The organism is Thermomicrobiales bacterium (assembly GCA_041390825.1).
Taxonomy (GTDB): Bacteria; Chloroflexota; Chloroflexia; order Thermomicrobiales; family UBA6265; genus JAMLHN01.
In genome coordinates, this window is record JAWKPF010000023.1 from 1 (window position 1) to 25,435 (window position 25,435).

Genomic DNA, 25,435 nt, shown 5'->3' on the forward strand with positions numbered 1-25,435 from the left:
CGCTCGATTCCTCCCGTACGCTGCCGGCCACCGCGATGCCTTCGGGAGAAAAGGAAAGCCGGCTTTGGTGCAGCTCGATGGGAAGCTCGAACCGTTCGAGCGCAGCACCGTCCACTTGCATCACCCACACGGAACTCGGCTTTCGCGAGCCAGGGTTCGTCGGGTTGGTCAGGAACGTGACAACCTTCCCATCGGGTGAAACCGCAAATGCCACGACGCTCCACGTTTCGCTGCCTGCGGGTGACGTCCAGGCCAACGTTGGGCGTCCGGTAGCCGTGTCGACATAGAACAGATCTCCCTGCGGCATTCCCAATTCTTCACGTTCGATCACAGTGGCTACGCGGCGGCCAGCGGGGATCCACGCCAGATCGTGCGCAGAACGATTGCCGGAGCGGTCCGGCTGCAGGACCACCACCGGATCGATCGGCTTGGCCTTCATCGAACCGGCATAGATGCCGCTCCCTTCGGACCCCGAAGGCTGATTGACAAACGCGATTGTGCCTGCGTCCGGCGTGACTGCGACTGCGGCGGGGCGCTTCGCGCTGGCAGCCGAGAGCAGCCGCACATGCGATCCGTCGGCATACACCTGCTGGAGGCCGCCCGTTGGGAGCGATACCGCCGCGCTCGCGGTATCGGCAATCCAGGCGATACCGCCGAGTCCTGCCGCCACCGCGTCCGGTTTCGGCTCAGGGGTGCCCTTCCGGTTCCCCAGTTCGACATGGCCGAGCGCGGTACCGTCCGACGCCACAAAGTCCACCACCCATCTGGCCACCTCGCCATTGGGGGACGAAAGCACCGCAATCCGCTCACCGGTCGGATCGGCCGCAGCGGCCCAGATCGTGCGGTCTCGATCTGCCCAAATTTCGATCAGAACGCCGGACGAGATGTTCACCAGCGAAATGCGATGTTGCTGGACGACGGGAATGTTCAGCGCAATTCCACGCGGCGCCAACAGCTCAGAAACCGGCATCTGCGTTGGCAGCGCGGTAGGAGACCCAGGCGATCCAACCACCCCGGTCGCGCCGGGTGAACCTTCATTGCCTGGCGTTTGCGGACCACCGGCAAACTGCCGAGTGCTCGACTCGTCGCCGCAACCGGCCAGCGCGACCACCGCCAGCGTCGACGATGCGAGAAAAGCCCTGCGAGTCCAGCGAGAGGAGCCGTGACCGGTTACGAGACTTTTGTTTGCCATACCATGTTCGAACGAGTTCCCCGGGGAGCACGTCTCGTAATCAGCGTTGCGCTCAGTCTATCGTACGATCGGCCGTTCCGATACCGTCGCGGTGCAATCCAGCGGTCGTGCGGTGTGCTGCTCTGCACATCGGGCCCGTGCTAGACTCAGTCGGCGGCGCCAACTCGGCGCCGTTCTGTCGTTCGAAGAGGACTGCCATATGGCCCTGACGCTTGCCGACGTCGATCACGTCGCCACACTCGCGCGCCTTGGGTTGACCGACGCAGAGCGGGAACGGATGCGCGACCAGCTTTCGGTCATCCTGGAGCACATCGGTGTACTCGCCGAGCTCGACACCGACGCCATTCCACCAACCGCCTCGGTCACACAGATGACGAATGTCTGGCGAGACGACGAGGTGCGACCGTCGTTCGACGAGGAAGCTGTCTTCCAGAATGCGCCTCGGGCCGCGGACAACTGCTTCGTCGTGCGCACACCGCTGGGCGGAGAAAGCGAGTCGTCGTGAGCGAGCTGACAAACCTCTCGATCTCCGAAGCGCGGTTGCTGCTCGATTCCCACAAAGTTTCTGCGGCAGAACTCACCGAAGCGCACCTCGCACGCGCGGACGCCCTCGAACCGACCCTGCGGTGCCATATCGAGCTCACTCCAGAAGTCGCGCGTGCCCAGGCGAAAGCAGCGGACGTCGCAATCGCCGCCGGCGCCGCTGGTCCCTTGACCGGCATTCCCGCCTCGATCAAGGACGTGCTGGTCACGGTCGATTCCCACACAACTGCCGGATCGCAGATTCTCAAGGGGTATCGATCCGCGTATGACGCCACTGTCGTCAGCAAGCTTCGCGCCGCGGGCGCCACATTCATTGGGAAGGGCAACACTGACGAATTTGCCATGGGCTCATCGACGGAAAACTCCTCGTTCTTTCCGACGCGGAATCCCTGGGATATCGAGCGCGTGCCGGGCGGTTCATCGGGCGGTCCGGCCGCCGCAGTGGCATCGGGAGAAACCATGTTCGGCCTCGGGTCGGACACCGGTGGCTCCATCCGCCAACCAGCCGGCTTCTGTGGCATCGTCGGACTCAAACCAACCTATGGCCGCGTATCGCGCCTCGGACTGATCGCATTTGCGAGCAGTCTCGATCAGATCGGACCCTTCACACGCTGTGTCGAAGACGCCGCGCTTGTCCTCGAGGCCATTGCCGGCCACGATCCCGGGGATTCGACCAGCTCACGCAATTCTGTTCCTGCGTTTCACGCGACTCTCCGATCCGACCTGAACGGAGTGAAGATCGGGGTTGCGGAGGAATACACCGTCGCGGGTATGGAGCCCGGTGTCGAATCGGCAGTGTCGACTGCACTCGGCGAACTCGAGGCGTTGGGCGCCGAACTTGTGCCGATCTCGCTTCCACATACAAAGTACGCGCTTCCCACCTATTACATCACCGCGCCAGCCGAAGCCAGCGCGAATCTTGCGCGCTTCGATGGCGTCCGCTTTGGTCTTCGTATCGATTCCCCGACGATCAAGGAAATGTATGAGCGCACGCGGGGAGAAGGGTTTGGCAGCGAAGTCAAGCGCCGCATCATGCTCGGGACGTATGCGCTTAGTTCCGGTTACTACGATGCTTACTACGTCAAAGCCCAAAAGGTGCGAACGCTGATCAAGCAAGACTTCGACCGCGCGTTCGAAAAGGTCGATGTCATCGTTGCGCCGACATCTCCAACAACTGCGTTCCGCATCGGAGATCGAATGGACGATCCATACCAGATGTATCTCGCTGATGTGTTCACCATTCCGGCGAACATGGCGGGAATACCTGGCATCTCGTTGCCATGCGGTTTCTCGAACGATCTGCCAGTTGGTTTGCAGTTCCTCGGACGAGCGTTCGATGAAGCGACACTGCTCGGTGTTGCGCATGCATACGAGCAGTCTCAACCCTGGCATGCAAAGCGTCCAAAGATCGCTGACTAGACGCCTGAGCGAAGCACAAACGTGCGAATCGATAAATATTGCATTCGCGCACAAGACGTTGTCTTTCGCAAATTGTCGCAGCGTGTGTCATTATTACGCCGGTTTTCCAAGGTTATGAGCACGCTGTAACCAACTAACAGGAGCACGTCAATGGCTAAAGTCCAAATCATCAGCGAGAACGACGCCCCGCCAGCCCCCAAGGCGATGACCCGCGCAGCCCAGGAATCGCTCGCGATCCTCAATCAGCTGTCGAAGGGAAAGGTTGCTCGTATCGAGCCGAGCGAAGGCCAAAGCATTCGCGGACTCAAGTCGTCGATCTCTCGAGTTGCATCCAACAACAAGATGAAAGTCTCGCAGTGGGATGTCGACGGCGTGCTCTACGTCAAACTGGCATAGCGACCGCAAGAAATTCGATAGGCTCGTCGAGCAGACGTCTCGACCGATGAGGTGGGAGAAAACGCCCACCTCATTTCGTTCTCATCGAACCCTCAATGTGCTCGCCGGAACGGAGGTCTCGATCTCACTCGAGAACGCGTGAAGATAGTGACGATTCCGACGCGCTGCTCCACCTAATTCTTGGGTCGACAAGCAATCCACATACTCCTGTCGCAACCAGATAGTCCCGAAGTCTCGGTCAAACTACGCGGCCCTTGAGTTACATCGAGCATGGTCAAAGGGCTCCGTTTGATGCGACCAGTGAGCGTCGGGGCATGTCACAGTCTCGCCGGGCATTGGCGGAAGAATGGAACTCACTTCCCGCTAGCCGTGTATTCCTTCCCGTAGCCGAATGCCCGATCTCCCCTCGTTTCTCGTCTTCCTGACTCCTGCGTCCCTCGGCCCGGTTCGCCTTCCCGCAGGCGATTGGGTATACTCTTCCGGTCGCGATTTCGCCTGTGCGGTGAGCATTCGCGCGGCCCGCTAGCTCAATGGCAGAGCATCTGACTCTTAATCAGCTGGTTCGGGGTTCGAGTCCCTGGCGGGTCACCAGCCATTCAAGATTGAGCGCGTGATCGCTCGTTCGGATAGGTCCGAACGGGCGTTTTCGTGTCACTTCGATCCTGCGCTGCCACGACGTCATCCACTCCGCGCAACTTCCGCAATCCTCTCCCGGCGAACGACGTACCATCCGCGCCGAGCGTGCCCAAAGCCTCCGCTCCGCGACGTCGCACCGCGAATCTCCAATCGAGGCGTCCTATGCCAACCGGAACCACCTTCGACACCGATGAGCTCGTGGCGCAGCTCAAGAGCGCCATCGATGCCAATCAGCCCGATCGCATCACCACGCTTGCGCGCGAAGCGGCGCCGAATCAATGGGCCGCCATCGTCCCGCAGCTCGAATCGTCCGAACTGCACGCGTTGGTCGCGGTCTTGCCGGAAGATCTTCTGATCGACCTGCTGAGCGAAATCGAACCGATCGAAGCGGCCCGAATTCTGCAGACGTTCTCCCATCCAGCCGCAGCCGATCTGCTCGAAGCAATGGCGCCGGACTCAGTCAGGCAACGCTCTTCACAGGAGCCTCCGCCAATCTTGGATTCTTTGCGTTCTGCCCATCCGTTCGAGGTACTCGATGTAGAGCTGCATGCTTTGGCACACGCCTTCAGTCGAGCAACCCGGAACTGCAGCCCATGAAACCGAGCAGGGAAGTCAAAAGACTGGGAGAGGACGTGTCGAACTCCGAGTTCCTAATCTCATGTTCTGCGTCAGGCAGAGCCCACCAAACTGTCGCGATGACTTTCCCCTGGTTGCGATCAAGATTCTCTTCATTGCATCTGATGGCGCCTGGCAGGACCCTAGATCGTGGTGCGACTTGGCTCAAGATTTGTCTAGGTCTTGCCCTCATCGTGATCAAGTTCTATTGCAGCAGGCTATATCACCATAATTGAAAGTGTGCGTTCGACCGCTGCGGATTGAGTTGAGACACCATCTGTTTGCCATGGCAGCGACCACGAACAGGGTCCTCGACAAGTTTCTGCCATGTCGTCGATAGCCGGGACTACCCCGAATCGTACTCGGCCGACCACTACGCCTTCCTGCAATTGACGATCCTTCATAAGTGATGATTGGGACTCACTTGATGGAATTCATCACGGCTTGGTTGATATGTCCGGTTTCAGAGCATTCGGAGTTTTCAAAGATTCGCTTGCAGATTTTCACAAGCGACGTTGCGCAAGTTGTTTGGAAACCCGTTGGCTTGCACGCCGACATGGTCCGCTCTTGGTCCCAACAACTCTTCCGAGTGTCTCCTTCGTAAGAGCATAAGCGGCAAGATCGAGGATGGGTTTTCCAGTCTGCGGGATCAATCGCTGCTCTCACTCACTTTCGTGGAACAAATCTGCGCGCTGGGAATGCCGTCAAGACTTACTGGAATTCTCAACGTTGCTATAATGGACCCACAAGACAGTTGGTTGAGAGAAAATGGGTCAGATGGTCGAACTGCGGAAAACGCGTACGTACGCGGGCTCCGCGTATAACCGGCTCTTAATCAGCTGGTTCGGGGTTCGAGTCCCTGGCGGGTCACCACCCACTCAGATCTGAGCACGTGATCGCTCGTTCGGATAGGTCCGAACGGGCGTTTTCGTGTCACTTCCGGACGGCGCTGCCGCCGCGTCATCCACTCCGCGCAACTTCCGCAATCCTCTCCTGGCGAACGGCGTACCATCCGCGCCGAGCGTGCCCAAAGCCTCCCGCTCCGCGACGTCGCACCGCGCATCTTCAATCGAGGCGTCCTATGCCAACCGGAACCACCTTCGACACTGACGAGCTCGTGGCGCAGCTCAAGAGCGCCATCGATGCCAACCAGCCCGATCGTGTCACCACGCTTGCGCGCGAAGCGGCCCCGAATCAATGGGCCGCCATCGTCCCGCAGCTCGAATCGTCTGAACTGCACGCAATGGTCGCGATCCTGCCGGAAGATCTCCTGATCGACCTGCTGAGCGAGATCGAACCGATCGAAGCAGCCCGAATTCTGCAAACGTTCTCGCATCCTGCCGCAGCCGATCTGCTCGAAGCAATGGCGCCGGACGACGCCACCGATGTCATCGACGAGCTTCCTGCCGATCACGCCGAGCAAATCCTGATTCAGATGGAACCAGCCGATGCCGAGGAGATCCGCGAGCTGCTGGCCTATCCCTCGGATTCCGCTGGCGGAATCATGACCCCCGGCTTCGTTTCGATCTCGCCCGACCTCCAGGCATCCCAGGCCATTGCCGCGCTGCAGCGTGTCTCCGAAGAAGCCGAGACGATGTATTACGTCTATGTGGTCGATGAACTCGAGCACCTTCTGGGCGTTCTCTCGCTCCATCGGCTCGTCCTGACCCGAAAAGACACTCCCATGCGCGAGCTGATGGTCGTCGATCCGGTGCGTGTTCAGGCCACGGCCGATCGCGAAACAGCCGCCCGCCTGTTGGTCGACAACAACTTGTTGGCGTTGCCGGTAGTCGACGCGGACAATCGTCTGCTCGGCATCATCACGCAAGACGATGTTGCAGAGGTGCTGGAAGACGAGGCCACCGAAGACATTGAGCGGTTGGGCGGTTCGCAGCCGTTGGAAACCCCCTATCGCTTCGCCTCGATTCCGCTGCTTTTTCGACGCCGCATCCTCTGGCTTCTGCTCCTTTTCGCGGCGGAGGCATACACCGGCACTGTCATGCGCCATTTCGAGGACGAGATCGCGCAAGTGGTCGCGCTCGCCTTTTTCGTCCCGCTTCTGATCGGCACCGGCGGAAACATCGGAAGCCAGGTCACGACCACGCTGGTGCGCGCGATTGCGGTTGGCGAAGTTCAACTACGCGATGTGCGTTGGGTGCTCGCCAAAGAGGCCGCGGTGGGAGTCATCCTGGGATTGGTCATGGCCGTTGTCGCCTTCGGGCGGGCGCAGCTTCTGCATGTTGGAAGCGATGTCGGATTTGTAATCGCCTTGACCATTATGTGCATCTGCATCTGGTCGGCGGCCGTCGCGGCGATCCTTCCGCTCATCATCGACCGATTGAAGATCGATCCCGCGGTCGTCTCGGCGCCGTTGATTACCACCCTCGTCGACGGAACCGGCCTGGTGATCTACTTCACCATTGCCAAACGACTGCTGCACCTCTGAGTTCCCATGCAGGCGAAGCATCGTGTCCCGGTTTCTCGGCCGATCCAGTGCTGGCTGTGGGCTGTGACGCTCGCGGTTTCGCTCACCACTGGTTCGTGGTCGACGCTTGCCCAGACCCCGGTCTCATGCATCACGCCGACATTCGCCACTCCGCGAGCCACTGAGTTGGTGTTCGAAAGTGATCTGGAACGCCTCGATTCGCTCATCGCCCGCGATGCCGTGGCGATGGGGATGGCAAATCAGGCAATGACGCTGGTGAGCGACAGTCGTGTCCGCCGCATGGCGCTTCGCATCATCGAGAGTCGCGCGGGGGAGATCCAGCTCATGCGGCACGTTCGCTCGCTCTGGTACCCGGATGCGCAAGCTCCGACCGTCACAGCGTCCCTTCCGTATTGCGAGACTTCCGAGAACCCCGATCTCTCCTTTTTGAGCGCCATGATCGACCACCAACGCGTGAGCGTGGCCGTGCTGGCCGAGTCTCGCGCCTCGGCCGATCATTCCGAGCTTTCCGATCTCGCCCGAGTGTTGCTCGAGGTCCGCCAGCAGGAGATCGAGACGATGACCGCGCTGCTGGATGAAATCAGCGGTTCAGCAACATGATCGCCCTGGCCTCGAAGCGTCCATCGAACGGTGCGGCGATACCGCTATCCTTCTGCAAACATCAGGCACTCATGCAGCAAAGGAACCGCCCATGCCCGAACCTATCCAGATCGACGGACTCCAGCGCTGGCGCTCGATCGGACCATTCCGAGGTGGACGCGTCGTTGCCGTAGCTGGCAGCTATCACGATGACAGCACCTTCTACTTTGGAGCGTGCGCGGGCGGCGTCTGGAAGTCGACCGATGGCGGCACGTACTGGCGGAATGTCACAGATGGCTACCTGACCACCAGCGCGGTCGGCGCCCTGGCTGTGGCGCCCTCAGATTCGAACGTTATCTACGCGGGCACGGGTGAAACCACGATTCGCATCGACGTCACACATGGTGACGGTGTCTATCGCAGCACCGATGCGGGGCATAGCTGGACCCATCTCGGACTTTCCGACACACGCTTCATCGGGAAGATTCGTGTTCACCCAAACGATCCGGATACAGTGTGGGTCGCGGCCCTTGGTCATGCCTTTGGCCCAAACACTGAGCGAGGCGTTTTCAAGTCGACCGATGGCGGCGCCACCTGGAGTCATCCGCTCTTCGTCAGCGAGCGCGCCGGCGCGGTCGATCTCACACTCGACGCCAACCCGCGCATCCTCTACGCCGGCGTGTGGGAAGCATTTCGATCGTTCTGGATGATCAGCTCCGGAGGACCGGATTCCGGGCTCTGGCAAAGCAAGGACGGGGGCGACACCTGGACGAACATTTCCAGCCGCCGAGGACTCCCGGCTGGCACCTGGGGAAAGGTCGGCGTTTCGGCCTCGCCTGCCCAGTCAGGACGAGTCTGGGCGTTGATCGAGCACCGCACAGAAGGTGGTCTCTACCGCTCAGATGACTTCGGCGCCACCTGGGAAAAAGTCTCGGACGACCAGAACCTGCTCTCGCGTGCCTGGTACTACACCCATGTCACGGCCGATCCAGTCGATCCCGACACCGTTTACGTCAACAACCTCTCGTTCTGGAAGAGCACAGATGGCGGCCGCACCTTCACCGAAATCCCGACGCCACACGGTGACAACCACGATGTCTGGATCGATCCCAAAGACAACCGTCGGATGATCCAGGCGAACGACGGCGGCGCGAACGTCTCCTACAATGGCGGCCGCTCGTTCTCGTCGATTCTCAACCAACCAACGGCGCAGTTCTATCATCTCTGCACCGACAACCGCGACCCCTACACGATCTACGGCACCCAGCAGGACAACACCAGCATCGCGATTCCCAGCCGCGTCGCTGCTCCGAACATCACCTGGTCGGATTGCTACGTGGCCGGCTCGGGCGAGAGCGGCTACCTCGCGATCGATCCGGACGATGACGACATCCTCTATGTCGGCGCCATCGGCTCTTCACCGGGCGGTGGCAATTCACTCCAGCGCTACGATCGCCGCCGAGATCAGATCCGGCTCATCACGACCTGGCCAGAACTGGGGCGGGGACTCGGAGCCGAGTCTCACAGATACCGTTTCGCGTGGACCTATCCGATCGTCTTTTCGCCGCATGACCCGGATACCCTGTATATCGGCGGCAACCTGGTCTTCAAGACGACCGACGAAGGGCAGACGTGGGAAGCCATCAGTCCCGATCTCACCCGGGCGGACCCAGAAACGCTGAAAGTCAGTGGTGGCCCGGTCAATTCCGATGCCGTCGGCGCTGAAACCTACGCCACTGTCTATTCGCTGGTCGAGTCCCCTCGGGAAAAGGGCACGATCTGGGCGGGTTCGGACGATGGTCTGGTTCATATCACTCGCGACGCCGGCACGACCTGGGCCAACATCACCCCACCGGACATGCTCGAGTGGACGATGGTCACCGGCATAGAGCTCTCTCCGTTCGAGAACGGCAAAGCGTATCTGTGCGGCACGCGCTACAAGACCGACGACTATCGACCGTACGTGTGGGTGACGAACGACTATGGGGCGACCTGGTCGCGCATCGACCACGGGTTGCCGGACAACGAGTTCACGCGAGTCATCCGCGCCGATCCGGAAATCCCCGGTTTGCTCTACCTCGGCACAGAACTCGGTGTGCATGTCTCCTTCGACGATGGAGCGTCCTGGCAATCACTGCAGCTGAATCTTCCCGTCGCCCCGGTCTTCGAGCTCATCATCAAAGAAGGTGACCTCATTGCCGGCACGCATGGCCGCTCGATCTGGATCATGGATGACCTGACTCCGCTGCGCAGCATTGCCCAAACGGGAGCACCAGTTGGGACGCAGCTCATCGCTCCGCGGAACGCGCTGCGCGTCCTTCCGGGAGTCGATTGGAGCAGCGCGGCCCCCAGCAATGTCAACTACTTCGGCGGCATGGGTGGCGGCTACGATGTCGAGCGCACTCCCGAGGGCGACACCCGCAAGATCCTCCTCGATAGCGGCGAGAATCCGCCGTTTGGCGCGGTGATCACGTACTACCTGGATGACGAACCGGACCAGCCGATTTCGCTCTCCTTTACGGCTCAGGGGGCAAAGACGCCGCTTCGCACGTTCACCAGCCGCCAACCCGACGACGACCCAATCGCCGAAGAGTTGCGAGTTCCCGCGGCCAAAGGCTGGAACCGCTTCGTCTGGAATCTCACGCACCCCGACCCGACCAGAATCGATGGCGACGACGCGGCCGCGAAAGAGAGCCTGAGTGGTCCATACGTGGCTCCCGGTCGCTATACAGCAACCCTCACCGTGGGAAAGACCAGCCGCTCGGCTGCATTCGATGTCATCAATCCGCCTGAGGCGCCGGTCGATCCTGCCGACCTCGTCGCCCAGGAAGCACTGAGCCTGCGCATCTGCAACAAGGTCGACGAAGCCAACAAGGCGGTGAATCGCATGCGCGATCTGCGTGGGCAGCTGTCCCGCTGGGAAACCCGCACCAAGGACGGAAAAACCACCGCATCGCTTGCCAAAGAGGCGTCGGCGCTATCGGCCAAGGTCCGCGCGATCGAGGAAACCCTGGCGGTTCCGGACCTCCGCATGGGCTGGGGGGACTCGATCAACGCCGGCCCGCGGCTGATTGCCCGCATCGCGAACATCATGGGTGTCGTGCAAATGGGCGACTACCGGCCAACGGACGCAGCAGAAGCGGCAACGGCCGAGCTCGAAGCGTTGATCGACAAGCAAATCAGGAAGTTCGACAAGCTTGCCGAAAAGGATGTCGCCGCGTTTGCGAAAAAGATCGAGAAGGCTGGAATCGCCGCCATCGTCGTTCTCTAGCTACCCCAACTTCTCAGCGGGTCCCTGGGCCCGGATCGAAAGACCGGGCTCACGGACCGTCTTCTCCCCGCGTGCGGTATAGTTACGCGGTTGCGCAGGCGGAGAATCGACCCGCCTGTTTCGTGTTGTCGTCAACCTACGTCCAACTGTTTGGAAGGCATTACAGATCATGAAAGTCGTGCTTCGGCAAGATGTCGAAAACCTGGGTGAGAAGGGCTCGGTCAAGAACGTTGCCGATGGCTACGCCCGTAACTATCTGATCCCCAAAGGAATGGCCGTCGTTGCCACGCCAGGCGAACTGAAGGTGGTGGCGACCAACGAAGCGGTCAAGCAGCGCAAGATTCAGCGCCAGGAGCAGGAGCTTCAAGGCCTGGCCGATCGCATCAGCGGTCAGAAGCTCGTCTTCGAGGCCCGCGCCGGCAGCAATGGCCGCCTCTTCGGTTCGATCACCAACGGTGACATTGCCGAGAAGCTTTCGGCAGCCGTCGGCGCCGAGATCGACCGCCGCAAGATCGTGATCGACGAGCCGATCCGCACCACTGGCGAGCATCCGGTGACCGTCAACCTCGTTGGCAAGCTGCGCCCGCAAGTCACGGTCGTCGTCAACGGCATCGTTGATGAGGAAGAGGCGGACGCCGCCACGCTCGAGCTCGTCGCCGACGAAAACGCCGAGCTCTCCGCCGAGGCCTAGACGTTTTCCGCAGGTTCCCGGCTCCCCTGCGCACCAGGCCGGGAACCTGCTACCATCCGCTCATCTCGCCGTACCAGATCACTCCCGTTTGATCTGACCAGGGGGTTCGTCCAACCCCAGGCAGCGCCGTCGCATGGTCGCAGCAATCGATCGCCTACCACCTCACAATCTGGAAGCGGAGCAATCCGCTCTCGGAAGCATCCTCCTCGACCGTGACGCCATCATCAGGGTCGAAACGATTCTGCGCCCGGAAGACTTCTATCAGCCCGCCCACGGCATGATCTACGCGGCGATGCGCGATCTCTACAATCGCCGCGAACCGACCGACATCCTGACCCTGTCCGATGAGTTGGGCCGACGCAATCAACTCGACGCGGTCGGTGGCCTTGCGTACCTGAGCTCGCTCGTCGAGAGCGTGCCCACTGCGGTTCACGTCGAGTATTACAGCCGGATCGTCGAGCGGACCTCGACCCAGCGACGGCTCATCCAGGCCGGGGCCGAGATCGTCAGTGTCGGCTATCGCGAAGACCTGGAGGTCGAGGACGCGCTCGACCAGGCCGAGCGGAGCGTGTTTGGGGTAGCTCAGCGCCGGCTCACCAAAGAGTTCACCAAGATTGACGAGGTGCTCGAGGGCTTTTTCGAACGGCTCGGTGAAAGTCGCGAATCCCGCGATGCGCTCGTCGGTGTCCCAACCGGATTCGCCGATCTCGACAAGCTGCTCGGCGGCATGCAGCGTTCCGACCTCATCATCCTTGCCGCGCGCCCAGGGTTCGGCAAGTCCGCGCTGGCGCTCGGGTTCGCCTATGCCGCTGCTGTGCAGCACGACCGCACGGTCGGCATCTTCTCATTGGAAATGCCCGCCGATCAGCTCGTGCAACGGTTGGTAGCCGCGGAGACCGGCGTCGACTCGCACCGGCTCCGCATGGGGCACATCGAAGACAACGAATGGGAGCGCGTCGTTCGCGCATTCGGCCGACTCTCGAACTCCCCGATCTATGTCGACGACTCGGGGCTTCTCTCGATTTCCGACGTACGCACGAAGGCCAGACGGCTGCAAGCCGAACACGGACTCGACCTCCTGATCGTCGACTATCTGCAGCTCATGCAAGGCAGGCGCAGCGAGAATCGCGTGCAGGAGATCGCCGACATTTCGCGCGGGCTCAAGTCGCTTGCGCGCGAGCTGGACATTCCGGTCGTGGCGCTCTCGCAACTGTCCCGCGCGATCGAGAGCCGCTCCGGGCACCGTCCCCAGCTGTCCGACCTCAGAGAGTCGGGTTCGATCGAGCAGGACGCAGACATCGTCATGTTCATCCATCGCGAGGACAAGTTCGATCACGAGTCCGAGCGGAAGAACCTCGCCGAAGTGATCGTCGCGAAACATCGCAACGGTCCGATTGGATCCATCAACCTCCGCTTCTTCGAGAACAATGCTCGCTTTGCCGACCTCCAAACATTCCACGACAATCAGTTCTAGACCGGCAGCAGCGATGACATCCGACAGCCGTTCTCCAGGCGCCGCTGCCCCGCATGAGACGATTCCGGTCCCACGTGTGTTCTTGACCGACACGATTGCGCAGATCGACGACCCAACCGAACTTCACGTCACGCTTGCGGTCTTCCGTTTGGCAGGAGAATCTGGTTCGACCCCCCCAGCGGTCAGCGAGGATGCGATCGTGCGGGACTCGGTGCTCAGTCGAACCTTTCACGAAGACCGGCGCTCGAGCAGACTCGGTCAACGCATTCGCCGTGGGTTGCAGTACGCCACCGCGCGCGACTCGATCATCCAGGTCGTCCTGACCGTAGATGGGCACGACGAGCGTTGGTACGTGCCCGCGTCCAGCGCAAACCGCGAAGCGTTGGCTCAGGTGATGGTCGAGCGGGGAGCGTGGCCTGTGGCGGGTATCGACGCAGTCGTGGCTGCGACCGCGCCGTCGATCTTCTCGCTGTACGAGAAGAACATCGGCATGCTGACACCGCTGCTCACCGATCAGATCGAAACTGCAATGGAGCTCTATCCACTCGACTGGATCGAAGACGCCATTCGCGAGGCGGTCACGTACAACAAACGAAACTGGAGATACGTCCAGCGCGTCCTCGAGAATTGGTCCGTCAATGGACGCGGGGAAGGAAATCGAGATGCGGCGAATCGGGGATCTGCTCCCGAACCTTTCGATCCCGGTCGATATAGGCAACGACGGCGTGCTTCGTCCTGAGCAACCAACCTACGACTGCCCGATTTGCCAGGATGCGGGTTGGGTGCGATTCGACGTCGATCCCGGGCATCCCAATTTTGGCAAGCTGATGCCCTGCATCTGCACGGCTGAACGGCAGCAGGCGAAGTTGTCGCGCGAACTGAGCAACCTTTCGAATCTCGAGTCGCTGCGGCACTTGACCTTTGAAAGCTTCGACGCCTCGATGCGCGGTACGGAACAAGCCTTTCGCATCGCACGGGAGTACGCACGCGCCACCGATGGCTGGCTGGTCCTGCACGGCGCGGTTGGGGTGGGGAAAACGCACCTGGCGGCAGCCGTAGCGAACGCCTACTCCAGCCGGCATGTCCAGGCCGCGGTCTACTTTCGCGTCGTGCCCGATCTGCTGGATCAACTTCGCGCCACCTTCGATCCTGAGACCGGGGTTGCCTACGACGAGCGATTCCAGCAGATCAGAAATGCGAACCTCCTGGTGCTCGACGACCTCGGCACCGAGAACACCACCGCGTGGGCGAGCGAAAAGCTCTTCCAGCTGCTCAATCACCGCTATAACGAGCAACTGCCGACGGTGATCACCTCGAACGCCAAGCTCGATCGTATCGAAGATCGCATCGTTTCACGCATGCTCGATTCGCGGCTCTCACGCTACGTTTTTCTGGACGCCGAGGATTATCGTTTGCGTGATTTCTCGCGATCGAGCGGGATGCGGTAAACCCGGTTTGAAGTTGGCGTTCTGTCAACCCGCTTTGAGTCGTCAGAAGCCCATACGATGCTAAGATACCGATGGAATCTCGATACATCGGGTATGAGGCGTTTTCTACATGCCAGAGATCAGGTGGCTCCTCTCCGAACTCTGGAGCCTCCGCTCACTATTTGACGTTTTTGTCGTTTCGCTGCTCATTTTCTGGTTGCTCGGTGTTGCTCAGGGAACACGCGCAACGTCTCTGATCCGCGGTGCGATCATCTTCCTGGCGTTGGTGTACATCCTCGCCACTGTTTTCGACCTCGAAACCCTCAATTGGATCCTCGCTCGCACCTGGCCGGCACTCCTGATCGCCATTCCCGTCATCTTCCAACCGGAACTTCGGCGGGCGCTGGAACAGTTGGGTCATACCGGATCCCGTCTGCGAGAGAGCTTCCCCGCCAATGTCGATATCGGCACTGAGCAAGCCATCGATGAGATCGTGCGCGCAGCTGGTCAACTGGCTCGACAGCGGTATGGGGCGTTGATCATCATCGAACGCGAAACGGGCCTGCAGGACTACGCGGAATCCGGTGTCCCCATCGACGCCAAGCTCACCCGCCAACTCCTGATCAACATCTTCTATCCCAACTCCCCGCTGCACGATGGATCGGTGCTGACCCGCGGTGATCGCATTGTTGCCGCAAGCGTGGTCCTTCCGCTGACGGACAATATCTCCGCATCGAGCCAATTGGGCACACGGCATCGCGCGGCAATCGGCGTCACCGAGGACTCCGATGCGCTCGCGGTTGTGGTCTCGGAAGAGACTGGCCAGATTGCCGTTGCGCACAGTGGACGGCTGATCAGAGGACTCGATCAGGACCGTCTCAGGCGCGTTCTGCGCACCCTCATGCGCCTGGATCGCGAAGAACCAACCAGCGGGACAACCACGAGCCGCTTCCATCTTCCCAGCGCTGACCGCATGCGCGCGCGCCGATCCAGCTCCGCCAGTGGCCGCTCGAACGAACCTGCCACCAAGACGATCCAGAGCGGCGACTGATGTACATCGAGCGCATCCGTGCATATCTCACCCGAGAAGTGGCGCTTCGCTTCCTTGCGTCGCTGGCATTGGCATTGATCCTGTGGGCGCTCGTGACGCTCCGTGAGGATCCGGAAACGAGCCGGGCCTTTGCCGACGTGCCTGTCGAATCGGTAGCGCTCGATGACTCACTGGTGTTGCTCGACGAGATCGATCCGGTGCGCGTCGAACTCTCCGGACCAGAGTCGGATATCAACCCCATCGACGCGAACGCCGTCGTTGCCACGATCGATTTTTCCGGAGTGAATGAACCGGGAACGTATCAGCTTCCGATCGAACTCGATCCGCCGGACGGCGTTTGGCGGTCTTCGGTCTCTCCAGCCACGGCAACCGTGCAGGTAGAGCGATCCGCGACCGAAGAGCTCGCGCTCGTTCCAACGGTGCTCGATCTGGATGCGAACAGTCTTCGCTCCGTGACCGTCGTGCCCGATCAGGAGACCGTGCTCGTCACCGGCCCGAGCTCATTGGTCGAATCGGTTGCCGAGGTCGTGCTCCCGGTCGAAGTATCCGGTGGGACCCAGACGTTCCAGGATATCTATATCCCGGAAGCACGCGATGCCGAAGGCAATCTCGTAGAGGGCGTGACGATCGCGCCGACCGCAGTCGAAGCAACCGTACGGGTTTCGGCGCGCGGCAAGAGCGTGGCGGTGCTGGCGTCGATCACAGGAACGCCAGCGACCGGGTATGAGGTTGGAGATCGTACGATCAATCCACAGTTTGTCATCGTCGATGGCAACGAAGCAATCCTCGATTCGCTGGTTGCGTTGACGACCGACCCCATCGATGTCACCGGCGCCGACGCAAGCTTCAATCAGACGGTCGGCATTGCCGATCTGCCGGAGGGCTTGCAAATACTCCAGCCGTCGAGCGGCCAGGTGGAGGTGCTGGTGCAGATCACGCAACGAGGCGTACGCCAGTCGCTTCCGTCCCAGCAGGTCACCATCGTTGGCGTCGAGCCCGGACTCGTCGCATCGGTCAATCCGGACGAAGTGACGATCGAAGTGGTTGCCCCGCAGGCGACGCTGGCTGAGCTCGATTCGTCCACGCTGCAGGTGGTGGTCGATGCGACCAGTCTCGCCGCCGGTACATACACTGTCCAGCCACTGGCAATTCTCCCGGCTGGCGTCCAGTGGGTGACCACCTTCCCGTCAGAAGTCACGCTCACGATCACGGAACTGCCCACGACTTCAGCGTCCGGCTCTCCTCCCGTGGGAACAATAGAAAGCGCCCCCTGATCTGGGAGCGCTTCTCGAACCAGCTCATTTGTCGTGCGACGTATCGAGGCACAGTTCGCTCGGCCCGGCACAGAAACCGTGTCCGGCCGCGGGAATCAGCATCGATCGGAGCTACAGACCGTCGGTCGTGTCTCCAACCGGCGCGGCCGAAATATCCATCTCGTAAGTCAACAGGATCGCTTCGGCCACTTCCTTCATCGACTTTCGCGAGTCCATGCTGGTCTTGCGGATGCGGCGAAATGCGTCAGCCTCGGGGAGACCGTGGACTTCCATGAGCACGCCCTTCGCCCGCTCGACAACCTTGCGGGTTTCCAGCGCGTCCCGCAGATCGCCCACTTCCTTGCGAAGCGCGGTGAACTCGGCGAAGCGCGTGAGAGACAGCTCGATGACTGGCAGGAGCTCAGCCTCCCGGAACGGTTTCACCACATATCCAACCACTCCCGCGTCGCGCGCGCGTTCCACGAGCGCCTGGTCGGAATAAGCTGTCAGCAGCACCACCGGCGCAATCTGCTCGCGCGTCAGAATCTCCGCTGCGGAGATTCCGTCGACCTCGGGCATCTTGATGTCCATGATGACCAGATCGGGCTTGAGTTTGCGGCTCAGCTCGATTGCGGCGCCACCATCGCCGACTTCCGCCAGCACGTCGTACCCGAGGTGGGTGAGCATTTCTTTCAGATCGAGCCGAATGAGCGACTCATCGTCGGCAATCAGAATTCGGCATGTCGAACGTTGTGCATTGGTCGGTCGCATCGATCCACCGATGTACGCGAGCTCTCCGGCAGCGTGGTGCTTCCCACGGGAAGACAGAGAGGATCAAGAAAAACGGGTTCGCCGCAACAGCGAGACGGTCGGGGTGAGAGGATTCGAACCTCCGACCACTGGTACCCCATACCAGTGCGCTACCGGACTGCGCCACACCCCGTGACACATAAGTATACCGCCCTTGGCCCGATTCACCTACCGGACCTGGACAGTTCGCGGGCCATCCTGTATTGAGTCAGGTTGCCCGTAATCGAGCGCGCGTGCAGACCAACTCGAAAACCCACCGGGGCGTTCGCAGTTCGCGCTTCGCCCCGAACGTGCAAGCAACGGTCCGCGGACTACCAACGAAACGAGGGTGGCCGGTCATGACCACCCTCGCTCTCACAGGTTCTGGCTGCGTTACTTGACGTCGGCCTTGGCGCCGGCTTCTTCCAGCTTCGCCTTGGCAGCGGTCGCCTCGTCCTTGGAGACGCCTTCCTTGACGGCCTTCGGAGCGGCCTCGACCAGGTCCTTGGCTTCCTTCAGGCCCAGGCTGGTGAGCTCGCGCACGACCTTGATCACCTGGATCTTGTTCGCGCCGACATCGGTCAGAACGACATCGAACTCGGTCTGCTCTTCGGCCGGACCAGCCTCGGCCGCGCCACCACCAGCGGCGACTGCGCCGCCGACTGCGACCGGCGCCGCGGCAGAAACGCCCCAGCGCTCTTCGAGCTCCTTGACAAGCTCATTGATCTCGAGGACGGTCATCTTCTCGAGCTGCTCGATCAGGGCAGCGTTGCTCATTGTTGTTTCCTTTCATGGGCCGACTCACGCGACCCCGGCAAAAACGTTCCTACGGACGAATGGTCGAGTTAGTCGGCCGCCATGGCCGTGCCGCCGAGCTGATCGGCGCGCGCCTGAAGCAGATATGCGATGGAGCGGCTCGGGCCACTGAGGACACCGACCGTGCGCGCCATTGGCGACTGCAGGAGCCCCAGGAGCTTGCCCTGGAGAACTTCCTTCGAGGGCAGCGTCGAGATTGCTTCGACTTGCTCCGCGGTGATGAAGTTCTTGTCGAGCACACCACCACGAATGGTGAGAATGCGCGACGTTCGCGCGAAGTCCGAGAGCGACTTGGTAAAGCCGACGATATCGTCGTTGGCAAGACCCAGCGCCAGCGGTCCTTCCAGGTACGAATCGAGTCCCGAAATCCCCGCGTTCTCGGCTGCGATGCGAGTCAGGGTGTTCTTCGCGACCCGAAACTCGCCGCCACTCTTGCGCAGGCTGGTTCGCAGATCCTGCAGATCAGCGACGCGCAAACCGCGATAGTCGGTGAGCACGATCAGCTTCGCATTGGAGAGCTGCTCGGAGAGCTCATCGATCGTTTGTGCTTTGGCTGAAGTTGGCATTGCGTTAACCTCCTTTCTGTTCCCAACTCAGAATCAATTCGTCAAAGAAAAACGCCCTGGAACCCGAAGTCCCAGGGCGCGTCGCATCGAAAAATGCGGTCGAAGCCGTCGATTGGGACCTCGGCCGGAAATTGAGCCCGAAGGCGCCGGCTGTCTCAGGTCTCTTGAATTGTTCGTTCTACGCTCGCGTTCTCAGCTGACGCTGACTAGCGAGCAGAGCCTTCGGCTTCGGCAAGCGTCTTGCCGATGTCCAGTCGAATGCCGGGGCCCATCGTACTCGCAAGGGCCAGCGACTTCAAGTACACGCCCTTGACTCCCGATGGCTTGGCCCGGTTGAGCGCGTCAACGAACGCCAGCAGGTTTTCCTTGAGTTCGTCGTCCGTGAACCGCTTCTTGCCGATGACGGTATGCACGATACCCAGCCGGTCATTGCGGAACTCGACACGCCCCCCCTTCAGGTCCTTGATCACATCCGGGAGGTCTTCCGGCGCGCGCACGACCGTGCCAGAGCGCGGGTTCGGCATGAGGCCGCGGCGTCCGAGCACGCGACCGAGCGTGCCGACCTTGCCCATCATGTCAGCCGTTGCGATGGCGGCGTCGAAATCGACCCAGCCATCGTTGATCCTGGCGACCAACTCATCGCCACCAACGAAGTCGGCGCCCGCTTCCTCGGCAATGCGCGCGGCTTCACCTTGAGCGAAGACGAGCACGCGCACCGTGCTTCCCGTGCCGTGCGGCAAGGTTACCGTGGTGCGCACGGCCTGGTCGGCCTGACGCGGATCGATACCCAGTCGGGCATGCATCTCGACGGTTTCGTCGAACTTCGCGAATGAGGCTTCGCGCATCAGCGCGATTGCTTCTTCGGGGGAATAGAGCGTCTCGCGGTTGATTTTCGCGCGGGCCGCAACCGCGTTCTTGCCGCTCTTCGGCATAGGTACTACCTCCGTGGTCCGAACGATCCCCGTCCGCGGGAATCTCCCACTGGTGAAAAACGAAAAACCTGGTTAGGCGACGACCTCGATACCCATCGAGTGCGCGGTGCCCTCGATCTGCCGCATGGCGCCTTCGATATCGATGGCGTTGAGATCCTTCATCTTCGTCTCGGCGATCTCACGGACCTGATCCTGCGTGACCTTGCCGACCTTGCGTCCCGGTGCGTTCGCGGAACCCTTTTCGATGCCGGCAGCACGGCGCAGCAGGTCGGATGCCGGCGGCGTCTTGGTAACGAACGTGAAGGAACGGTCCTCATAAACGGTGATCAGCACCGGAACGGTCTGACCAGCCATGTTGGCGGTGCGCTCGTTGTACTCCTTGACGAAGTTCATGATCGCGACACCGTGCTGGCCCAAGGCAGGACCAACCGGCGGGGCCGGCGTCGCCTTGCCCGCTGGAATCTGAAGTTTCACATATGCACGAATACGCTTTGCCAAAAATGCACCCTCCCGGCGGGTCGAACGCCGGCGCTAGGACTCTCGCTCCGCCTGCAAAAAGTCGAGTTCGACCGGTGTTTCACGGCCGAAGAACGATACAAGGACTCGAATCTTGCCTTTTTCCTGATTGATCTCGTCGATCTCGCCACGGAAATCGGCGAACGGACCATCGACGATGCGCACGGTGTCACCAAGCTGGAACGCGATCTTGACCTTCGGCGCCTCCGCCGTCATGCCGGTCATGATCGCCTGCACCTCCCGCTCTCCAAGTGGCACCGGCTTGTTGTTGATGCTCACGAAACCGGTCACGCCCGGCGTGTTCCGCAGCGCGTACCAGGTCTCGTCATCCAGCTCCATGCGAACCAGCACGTAGCCAGGAAAGACCTTGCGCTGCACGGTGTGACGTTGACCGCTGCGGATCTCGATCTCTTCCTGAGTCGGAACCACGATCTCATAGACGCGCTCGCCGAGATCGAGCGATTCGACCCGGCTCTCGATCGACTTCTTGACCTTGTTCTCATATCCGGAATAGGTATGCAGAACGTACCAGGCGCCTTCCAGAGGCTCCTGCCCCTGGGCGCTCTCGGCGGCGCGCCGCTGGGCAAGCCGTTCCTTGATCGATTTTCGTCCAGACGTAGCTGTGTCAGTCATACGAATCCAATCGGCGCGGACCTACGTCAGCGCGTCGAAGACCCTGAGGAGCAGGTAGTCGATCCCGCCCAGCAGCAGTCCAAGCACGAAGGCCATCGCCAAGACGAGCGCGGTCAACCGGCGCACGGTATCGCCATCCGGCCAGGTGATCTTCTTGATCTCCGACCAGGTGTCGCGCATGAGTTGCCGAATGCGCTCCATGCGAAGTGAAAGACCGCTTCGCGGCTTCGCCGGATCGACTTCCTTCGGTGGGGCCGGTTTCGGCGGTCGAGAGAGACTCTCCCCCGGACGCTGCTCCTCAGCCGCAACGCCCTCGGGCGCCACCTCTTTGGTCTTTGTCGCTGTACGGCGCGGCTTCGTGGCAGACCGGCGCTGAGCTGTGCTCATCTCGACAATCCATTCAACTCTTCGACGAACGAGCAACGTCTTCGTGACATGAAAACGGGGCGGAACCCAACGGCGCCACCCCACCGATCGACGTTCTCGTGGCAGGGCCGGCAGGAATCGAACCCGCAACCTGCGGTTTTGGAGACCGCTGCTCTACCAATTGAGCTACGACCCTAAGCGCGCCCGATGGCGCTACGCGGCGGCGACTAACGGGTTTCCCGGTGCAACTGGTGCGATTTGCAGCGCACGCAGAACTTCTTCAGTTCCAGCCGACCCGGATCGTTTCGCCGGTTCTTCTCAGTCGTGTAGTTCCGTTCGCGGCACGTCGTGCACTCGAGCGTGATCGTATGCCGGTCGGCCTTCGACTTCTTTGCCATTGTACATCATCCTCTAGTTCGAACTTCGTCGATGGCGCAACCAAAGAGCCGCGCTCCAGCGCGGAAACCCGCAGCGGAACGCGACTCCTGAGTATAGCAGAGTCTGTTACTCGATGATCGAGGTGACGACACCAGCGCCGACGGTGCGCCCGCCTTCCCGGATCGCGAACCGCAACCCTTCCTCGCACGCCACCGGCGTGATCAGCTCCACCGTCATCTGGATGTTGTCGCCCGGCATCACCATCTCGACTCCGTCCGGCAACTGGATGCTCCCCGTCACGTCCGTGGTCCGAATGTAGAACTGCGGCCGGTATCCATTGAAGAACGGCGTGTGCCGTCCCCCTTCTTCCTTGCCCAGCACATACACCTCGGCGGCAAACTTCGTGTGCGGTTTGATGCTGCCCGGTTTGCACAGCACCTGCCCCCGCTCCACATCCGTCCGCTCCACTCCGCGCAACAGCACCCCAACGTTGTCTCCGGCCACCCCTTCGTCCAACGTCTTCTGGAACATCTCCACCCCGGTGGCCACAACCTTGCGCTGCTCGCCCAACCCGACGATTTCGATTTCATCTCCCACTTTGACCACGCCTCGGTCGACCCGCCCCGTCACCACGGTGCCACGTCCCTTGATCCCGAAGACGTCTTCGATCGGCATCAGGAACGGCTGGTCGATCGCCCGCTCCGGCGTCGGAATGTAGTCGTCGACCGCATTCATCAGCTCCCAGATCGGCGCGTACTCCGGCGAGGTCGGGTCCTTGCTCTCACTCGACAGCGCCGCCAACCCCGATCCCCGGATGATGGGAATCTCGTCCCCCGGGAACTGATACGTGCTCAACAACTCCCGCACTTCCAGCTCCACCAGCTCCAGCAGCTCCGGGTCGTCCATCATGTCGACTTTGTTCAGGAAGACGACGATCGCCGGCACTTCCACCTGCCGCGCCAGCAAGATGTGCTCCCGCGTCTGCGGCATCGGCCCGTCCGGCGCCGACACCACCAGGATCGCTCCGTCCATCTGCGCCGCCCCGGTGATCATGTTCTTGATGAAGTCGGCGTGCCCCGGGCAGTCCACATGCGCGTAGTGCCGCTTGTCGGTTTCGTACTCCACGTGCGCAATCGCGATCGTGATGCCCCGCTCCCGCTCTTCCGGCGCGTTGTCGATCGAATCGAAGCTGCGGAAGGCCGCTTCGCCCCGCAACGACAACGTCTTGGTGATCGCCGCCGTCAAGGTCGTCTTCCCATGGTCGACGTGCCCGATCGTCCCGACGTTGACATGCGGCTTCGTGCGCTCGAATTTCTGCTTACCCACTTTTGTTTTCGACCTCCCTGGATCGACGGAACTCGCGCCTCGATGTGCGCTGACATGGAAAAGGCTCCCTCGAACGGAGCCTTTCAGCGATTTGCACGACTCCACGTCTGGATCAGATCCGTGCCCGAAAATTCGGGAGTGGATCGCTCCTGAGTCGCTCGCTTTGCGGCGCGACGCCACAACTCGAAAGTATACTCAACTTTTCCCAGACGTTGCAGTATTGCTCCGTGCCCTGCGCATACCGGCGTACGCGGGAGACGCTCTCCTCCGTCGGCGACCAGGCAGCCTCAGACTTCGGCCCCCAAGGCCAATACTCGACCATCAGTCGACCCGACAAACACCATTCCACCCGAAACTGCGGGCGATGAGTAAACCCGGCCGTCTGTGTGAAAACTCCATCGTTCGATGCCCGTCGTCGCATCGAATGCGATCACACGTCCGTCCATGCACCCCACGGTCACGATACCTCCACAAACGGCAGGTGATGAGCGGACCTCGTCACCGATGGGGAAAGACCACAGTTCGGTTCCATCATGGAGCGTACGCGCCGCCAGAGTCCCATCGCGGCTGCCAAAGAACACAACACCGTCGGCAATTGCTGGTGAACTCTCCACGGGTCCGTTTGTCTCCGCTATCCAAAGAACCTCGCCGTTGAACGCGCTCAGCGCGAACACTCGACCATCGAGACTTCCGAACACGAGCGTATCGTCAGCAAGGGCGGCCGAGGATCGTACCGAGCCGTCGGTGGGAATCTTCGCGACGACCTCGCCGGTCTCTGCTGCGACGACATAGAGATGCCCGTCGTTGTTGCCAACGAATACCGCTCCTCCGGCAACCGTCGGTGAAGATCGAATGCGATCCTCGGTATCAGCCGTCCAAATCGGCTCTCCGGCGAGCAGGTCGAGCGCATACAGCTTGCTGTTCTCGCATCCGATGTAGGCAACTCCGGCATCGATCGCGGCAGATGACCAGACCCCAGCGCCGGCCTCGAATTGCCAGGCCAGGTTGCCGGACGCCCTCTCCACCGCATAAACCCTGCCGTCGTCACTGCCAACGACCACCAGGTCTCCCGATACTGCCGGTGTCGAGAAGATGCTTGCGCCAGTCTCGAAGTTCCATCGCACGGCCCCGTCAGCGGCGTCGATCGCATACAGCCGGTGATCGTCGCTGCCGATAAAGACAACACCTTCGGAAATCACCGGAGACGACCACACCTCATCTCCAGTCATGAACTCCCAGACAGGAGCCACACGCTCGGCGTCCAAGGCAGGGCCTGGCATTGCTCCAGTCCGATGAACGTCGCCCCGAAACAGAAGCACGTCGGCAATCTCTTGCTGGAACGACGAAACGAGTTTCGGTCTTGCTCTTGAGCGCGATACCTTGGAAAAGCGATGGCTTCCTCCAAGGGCACTCGATTTCGAACGATCGAGTGTCAATCCCAGCAGTACCGTGCTGGCTGCCAGCGCTCTGCGACGCGACAGTCTCTTCTTGTCAGTTCGTTTCACAGCTGAGCTCCGATCCGAAAGAAAATCGCTGCTGCCGTCATCCTCGAAACGTGTTCCACCTCGTGCGATAAGAATCGATCGCTTGCCAACTGTCGAACGATCCTCGAAAATGCATCGACATTCGATATGTCAATGTACATGGAGTTGCCCGACAACGCGACCAGGCACGTCCCGGTTCCCTCGCATTCGCCGTTGGCGGCTGCAGGACCGGGAAGCGAGCCGAGAGGCACGGAGGTTCCGGCGGATGTTCCAGCGAACTGCCCTCGCCGCTCTCGTACTCATCACCTGCATGACTCTTGGAGCGCCAGTAGCGAGTCATGGTGCCTTTTCCACCAGCGACTATCGCGTGTCCTGGACCGACAGATGGCATGCGGTCCAGGAGACTGAGACGAATCTCATCCTGTCGGACGGCATTACCTACATTCACGCCGTTGGGGTACTCGATCAGGCTTCGCCTGATCTGTCCGTCCGCGACCTGGCAGAGGATTGGTTCACCAGCGTCATCGTGGCGGAAGATGTCACCGAGATCTCACCCCCACAGCTCTATCTCCTGACCGTGCAAACGCCATATTCACGTATCGCTACCGAGTAAGCGATCAGCGGCTCGACCCATAC

Annotated in this window: 25 protein-coding genes, 3 tRNA genes and 1 other annotated feature; of the genes, 15 read left to right on the forward strand and 13 right to left on the reverse strand. The window is 61.0% G+C overall.

Annotated features, from left to right (window positions below; all coding sequences use genetic code 11):
* On the reverse strand, nt 1–1,192 hold a 1,192-nt coding region (locus R2855_12990; protein MEZ4531924.1), incomplete at its 3' end, for a hypothetical protein.
* Between the two features lie 199 nt (nt 1,193–1,391).
* Between R2855_12990 and gatC the strand changes: the two genes are divergently transcribed.
* From gatC to R2855_13060, 14 genes are all read left to right on the forward strand, one after another.
* Nucleotides 1,392–1,697: an Asp-tRNA(Asn)/Glu-tRNA(Gln) amidotransferase subunit GatC gene (gatC, locus tag R2855_12995; protein ID MEZ4531925.1), complete on the forward strand. Its 306-nt coding sequence runs from the start codon at nt 1,392–1,394 to the stop codon at nt 1,695–1,697.
* Complete coding sequence (gatA, locus tag R2855_13000) at nt 1,694–3,154, forward strand: Asp-tRNA(Asn)/Glu-tRNA(Gln) amidotransferase subunit GatA (GenBank protein MEZ4531926.1); 1,461 nt, start codon at nt 1,694–1,696, stop codon at nt 3,152–3,154. Before gatC ends, gatA begins: the two co-directional genes overlap by 4 nt.
* 150 nt (nt 3,155–3,304) lie before the next feature.
* Nucleotides 3,305–3,550, forward strand: coding sequence for a hypothetical protein (locus R2855_13005; GenBank protein ID MEZ4531927.1), 246 nt, complete (start codon nt 3,305–3,307; stop codon nt 3,548–3,550).
* Nucleotides 3,551–4,066: 516 nt separating this feature from the next.
* A tRNA-Lys gene (locus R2855_13010) sits at nt 4,067–4,141 on the forward strand.
* A gap of 207 nt (nt 4,142–4,348) precedes the next feature.
* Nucleotides 4,349–4,783 carry a hypothetical protein gene (locus tag R2855_13015; protein MEZ4531928.1) on the forward strand — a complete coding sequence of 145 codons (435 nt, stop codon included), beginning with the start codon at nt 4,349–4,351 and terminating at the stop codon, nt 4,781–4,783.
* A 1,099-nt stretch (nt 4,784–5,882) separates the two neighbouring features.
* Nucleotides 5,883–7,247, forward strand: coding sequence for a magnesium transporter (gene mgtE, locus R2855_13020; GenBank protein ID MEZ4531929.1), 1,365 nt, complete (start codon nt 5,883–5,885; stop codon nt 7,245–7,247).
* Between the two features lie 63 nt (nt 7,248–7,310).
* Nucleotides 7,311–7,847: a DUF305 domain-containing protein gene (locus R2855_13025; protein MEZ4531930.1), complete on the forward strand. Its 537-nt coding sequence runs from the start codon at nt 7,311–7,313 to the stop codon at nt 7,845–7,847.
* Nucleotides 7,848–7,938: 91 nt separating this feature from the next.
* Complete coding sequence (locus R2855_13030) at nt 7,939–11,097, forward strand: glycosyl hydrolase (GenBank protein ID MEZ4531931.1); 3,159 nt, start codon at nt 7,939–7,941, stop codon at nt 11,095–11,097.
* Between the two features lie 169 nt (nt 11,098–11,266).
* On the forward strand, nt 11,267–11,788 hold the full coding sequence (gene rplI, locus R2855_13035) for a 50S ribosomal protein L9 (GenBank protein ID MEZ4531932.1): 522 nt from the start codon (nt 11,267–11,269) through the stop codon (nt 11,786–11,788).
* A gap of 133 nt (nt 11,789–11,921) precedes the next feature.
* The gene (gene dnaB / locus R2855_13040) at nt 11,922–13,262 is read left to right on the forward strand and encodes a replicative DNA helicase (protein ID MEZ4531933.1); all 1,341 of its coding nucleotides are present in this window, start codon (nt 11,922–11,924) and stop codon (nt 13,260–13,262) included.
* 82 nt (nt 13,263–13,344) lie between these two features.
* Complete coding sequence (locus tag R2855_13045; protein ID MEZ4531934.1) at nt 13,345–14,001, forward strand: DnaD domain protein; 657 nt, start codon at nt 13,345–13,347, stop codon at nt 13,999–14,001.
* The gene (locus R2855_13050; protein MEZ4531935.1) at nt 13,925–14,710 is read left to right on the forward strand and encodes an ATP-binding protein; all 786 of its coding nucleotides are present in this window, start codon (nt 13,925–13,927) and stop codon (nt 14,708–14,710) included. The genes R2855_13045 and R2855_13050 overlap by 77 nt, the downstream gene beginning before the upstream one ends.
* Nucleotides 14,711–14,819: 109 nt before the next feature.
* Nucleotides 14,820–15,740 carry a diadenylate cyclase CdaA gene (cdaA, locus tag R2855_13055; GenBank protein MEZ4531936.1) on the forward strand — a complete coding sequence of 307 codons (921 nt, stop codon included), beginning with the start codon at nt 14,820–14,822 and terminating at the stop codon, nt 15,738–15,740.
* Nucleotides 15,740–17,014, forward strand: a complete 1,275-nt coding sequence (locus R2855_13060) for a CdaR family protein (protein ID MEZ4531937.1) — start codon at nt 15,740–15,742, stop codon at nt 17,012–17,014. Before cdaA ends, R2855_13060 begins: the two co-directional genes overlap by 1 nt.
* A gap of 111 nt (nt 17,015–17,125) precedes the next feature.
* Here the strand turns inward: R2855_13060 and R2855_13065 are convergent, their stop codons facing one another.
* The 12 genes from R2855_13065 to R2855_13120 all read right to left on the reverse strand — a co-directional run bounded on the left by R2855_13065 (nt 17,126) and on the right by R2855_13120 (nt 24,595).
* Nucleotides 17,126–17,764, reverse strand: a complete 639-nt coding sequence (locus tag R2855_13065) for a response regulator (GenBank protein MEZ4531938.1) — start codon at nt 17,762–17,764, stop codon at nt 17,126–17,128.
* Nucleotides 17,765–17,862: 98 nt separating this feature from the next.
* Nucleotides 17,863–17,936 (reverse strand) — tRNA-Pro (locus tag R2855_13070).
* Between the two features lie 239 nt (nt 17,937–18,175).
* Nucleotides 18,176–18,559 (reverse strand): 50S ribosomal protein L7/L12, encoded by a 384-nt coding sequence (gene rplL, locus R2855_13075; protein MEZ4531939.1) that lies wholly within the window; start codon nt 18,557–18,559, stop codon nt 18,176–18,178.
* 68 nt (nt 18,560–18,627) lie between these two features.
* Entirely contained in the window at nt 18,628–19,164 is a 537-nt protein-coding gene (rplJ, locus tag R2855_13080; GenBank protein MEZ4531940.1) for a 50S ribosomal protein L10, read from the reverse strand.
* A gap of 37 nt (nt 19,165–19,201) precedes the next feature.
* Nucleotides 19,202–19,342: a sequence feature (ribosomal protein L10 leader region), on the reverse strand.
* Between the two features lie 28 nt (nt 19,343–19,370).
* Nucleotides 19,371–20,096, reverse strand: a complete 726-nt coding sequence (rplA, locus tag R2855_13085; GenBank protein MEZ4531941.1) for a 50S ribosomal protein L1 — start codon at nt 20,094–20,096, stop codon at nt 19,371–19,373.
* Nucleotides 20,097–20,168: 72 nt separating this feature from the next.
* Nucleotides 20,169–20,594: a 50S ribosomal protein L11 gene (gene rplK, locus R2855_13090; GenBank protein MEZ4531942.1), complete on the reverse strand. Its 426-nt coding sequence runs from the start codon at nt 20,592–20,594 to the stop codon at nt 20,169–20,171.
* Nucleotides 20,595–20,627: 33 nt separating this feature from the next.
* Nucleotides 20,628–21,155, reverse strand: coding sequence for a transcription termination/antitermination protein NusG (gene nusG / locus R2855_13095; GenBank protein MEZ4531943.1), 528 nt, complete (start codon nt 21,153–21,155; stop codon nt 20,628–20,630).
* A gap of 111 nt (nt 21,156–21,266) precedes the next feature.
* Nucleotides 21,267–21,632, reverse strand: a complete 366-nt coding sequence (gene secE, locus R2855_13100) for a preprotein translocase subunit SecE (GenBank protein ID MEZ4531944.1) — start codon at nt 21,630–21,632, stop codon at nt 21,267–21,269.
* Between the two features lie 99 nt (nt 21,633–21,731).
* A tRNA-Trp gene (locus R2855_13105) sits at nt 21,732–21,807 on the reverse strand.
* A gap of 31 nt (nt 21,808–21,838) precedes the next feature.
* Nucleotides 21,839–22,009 (reverse strand): 50S ribosomal protein L33, encoded by a 171-nt coding sequence (gene rpmG / locus R2855_13110; GenBank protein MEZ4531945.1) that lies wholly within the window; start codon nt 22,007–22,009, stop codon nt 21,839–21,841.
* Between the two features lie 106 nt (nt 22,010–22,115).
* Nucleotides 22,116–23,315: an elongation factor Tu gene (gene tuf / locus R2855_13115; protein ID MEZ4531946.1), complete on the reverse strand. Its 1,200-nt coding sequence runs from the start codon at nt 23,313–23,315 to the stop codon at nt 22,116–22,118.
* 287 nt (nt 23,316–23,602) lie between these two features.
* Entirely contained in the window at nt 23,603–24,595 is a 993-nt protein-coding gene (locus R2855_13120) for a PQQ-binding-like beta-propeller repeat protein (GenBank protein MEZ4531947.1), read from the reverse strand.
* A gap of 469 nt (nt 24,596–25,064) precedes the next feature.
* Here R2855_13120 and R2855_13125 point away from each other — a divergent pair, with 469 nt between their 5' ends.
* Nucleotides 25,065–25,412, forward strand: coding sequence for a hypothetical protein (locus R2855_13125; protein ID MEZ4531948.1), 348 nt, complete (start codon nt 25,065–25,067; stop codon nt 25,410–25,412).
* Nucleotides 25,413–25,435: the final 23 nt, after the last annotated feature.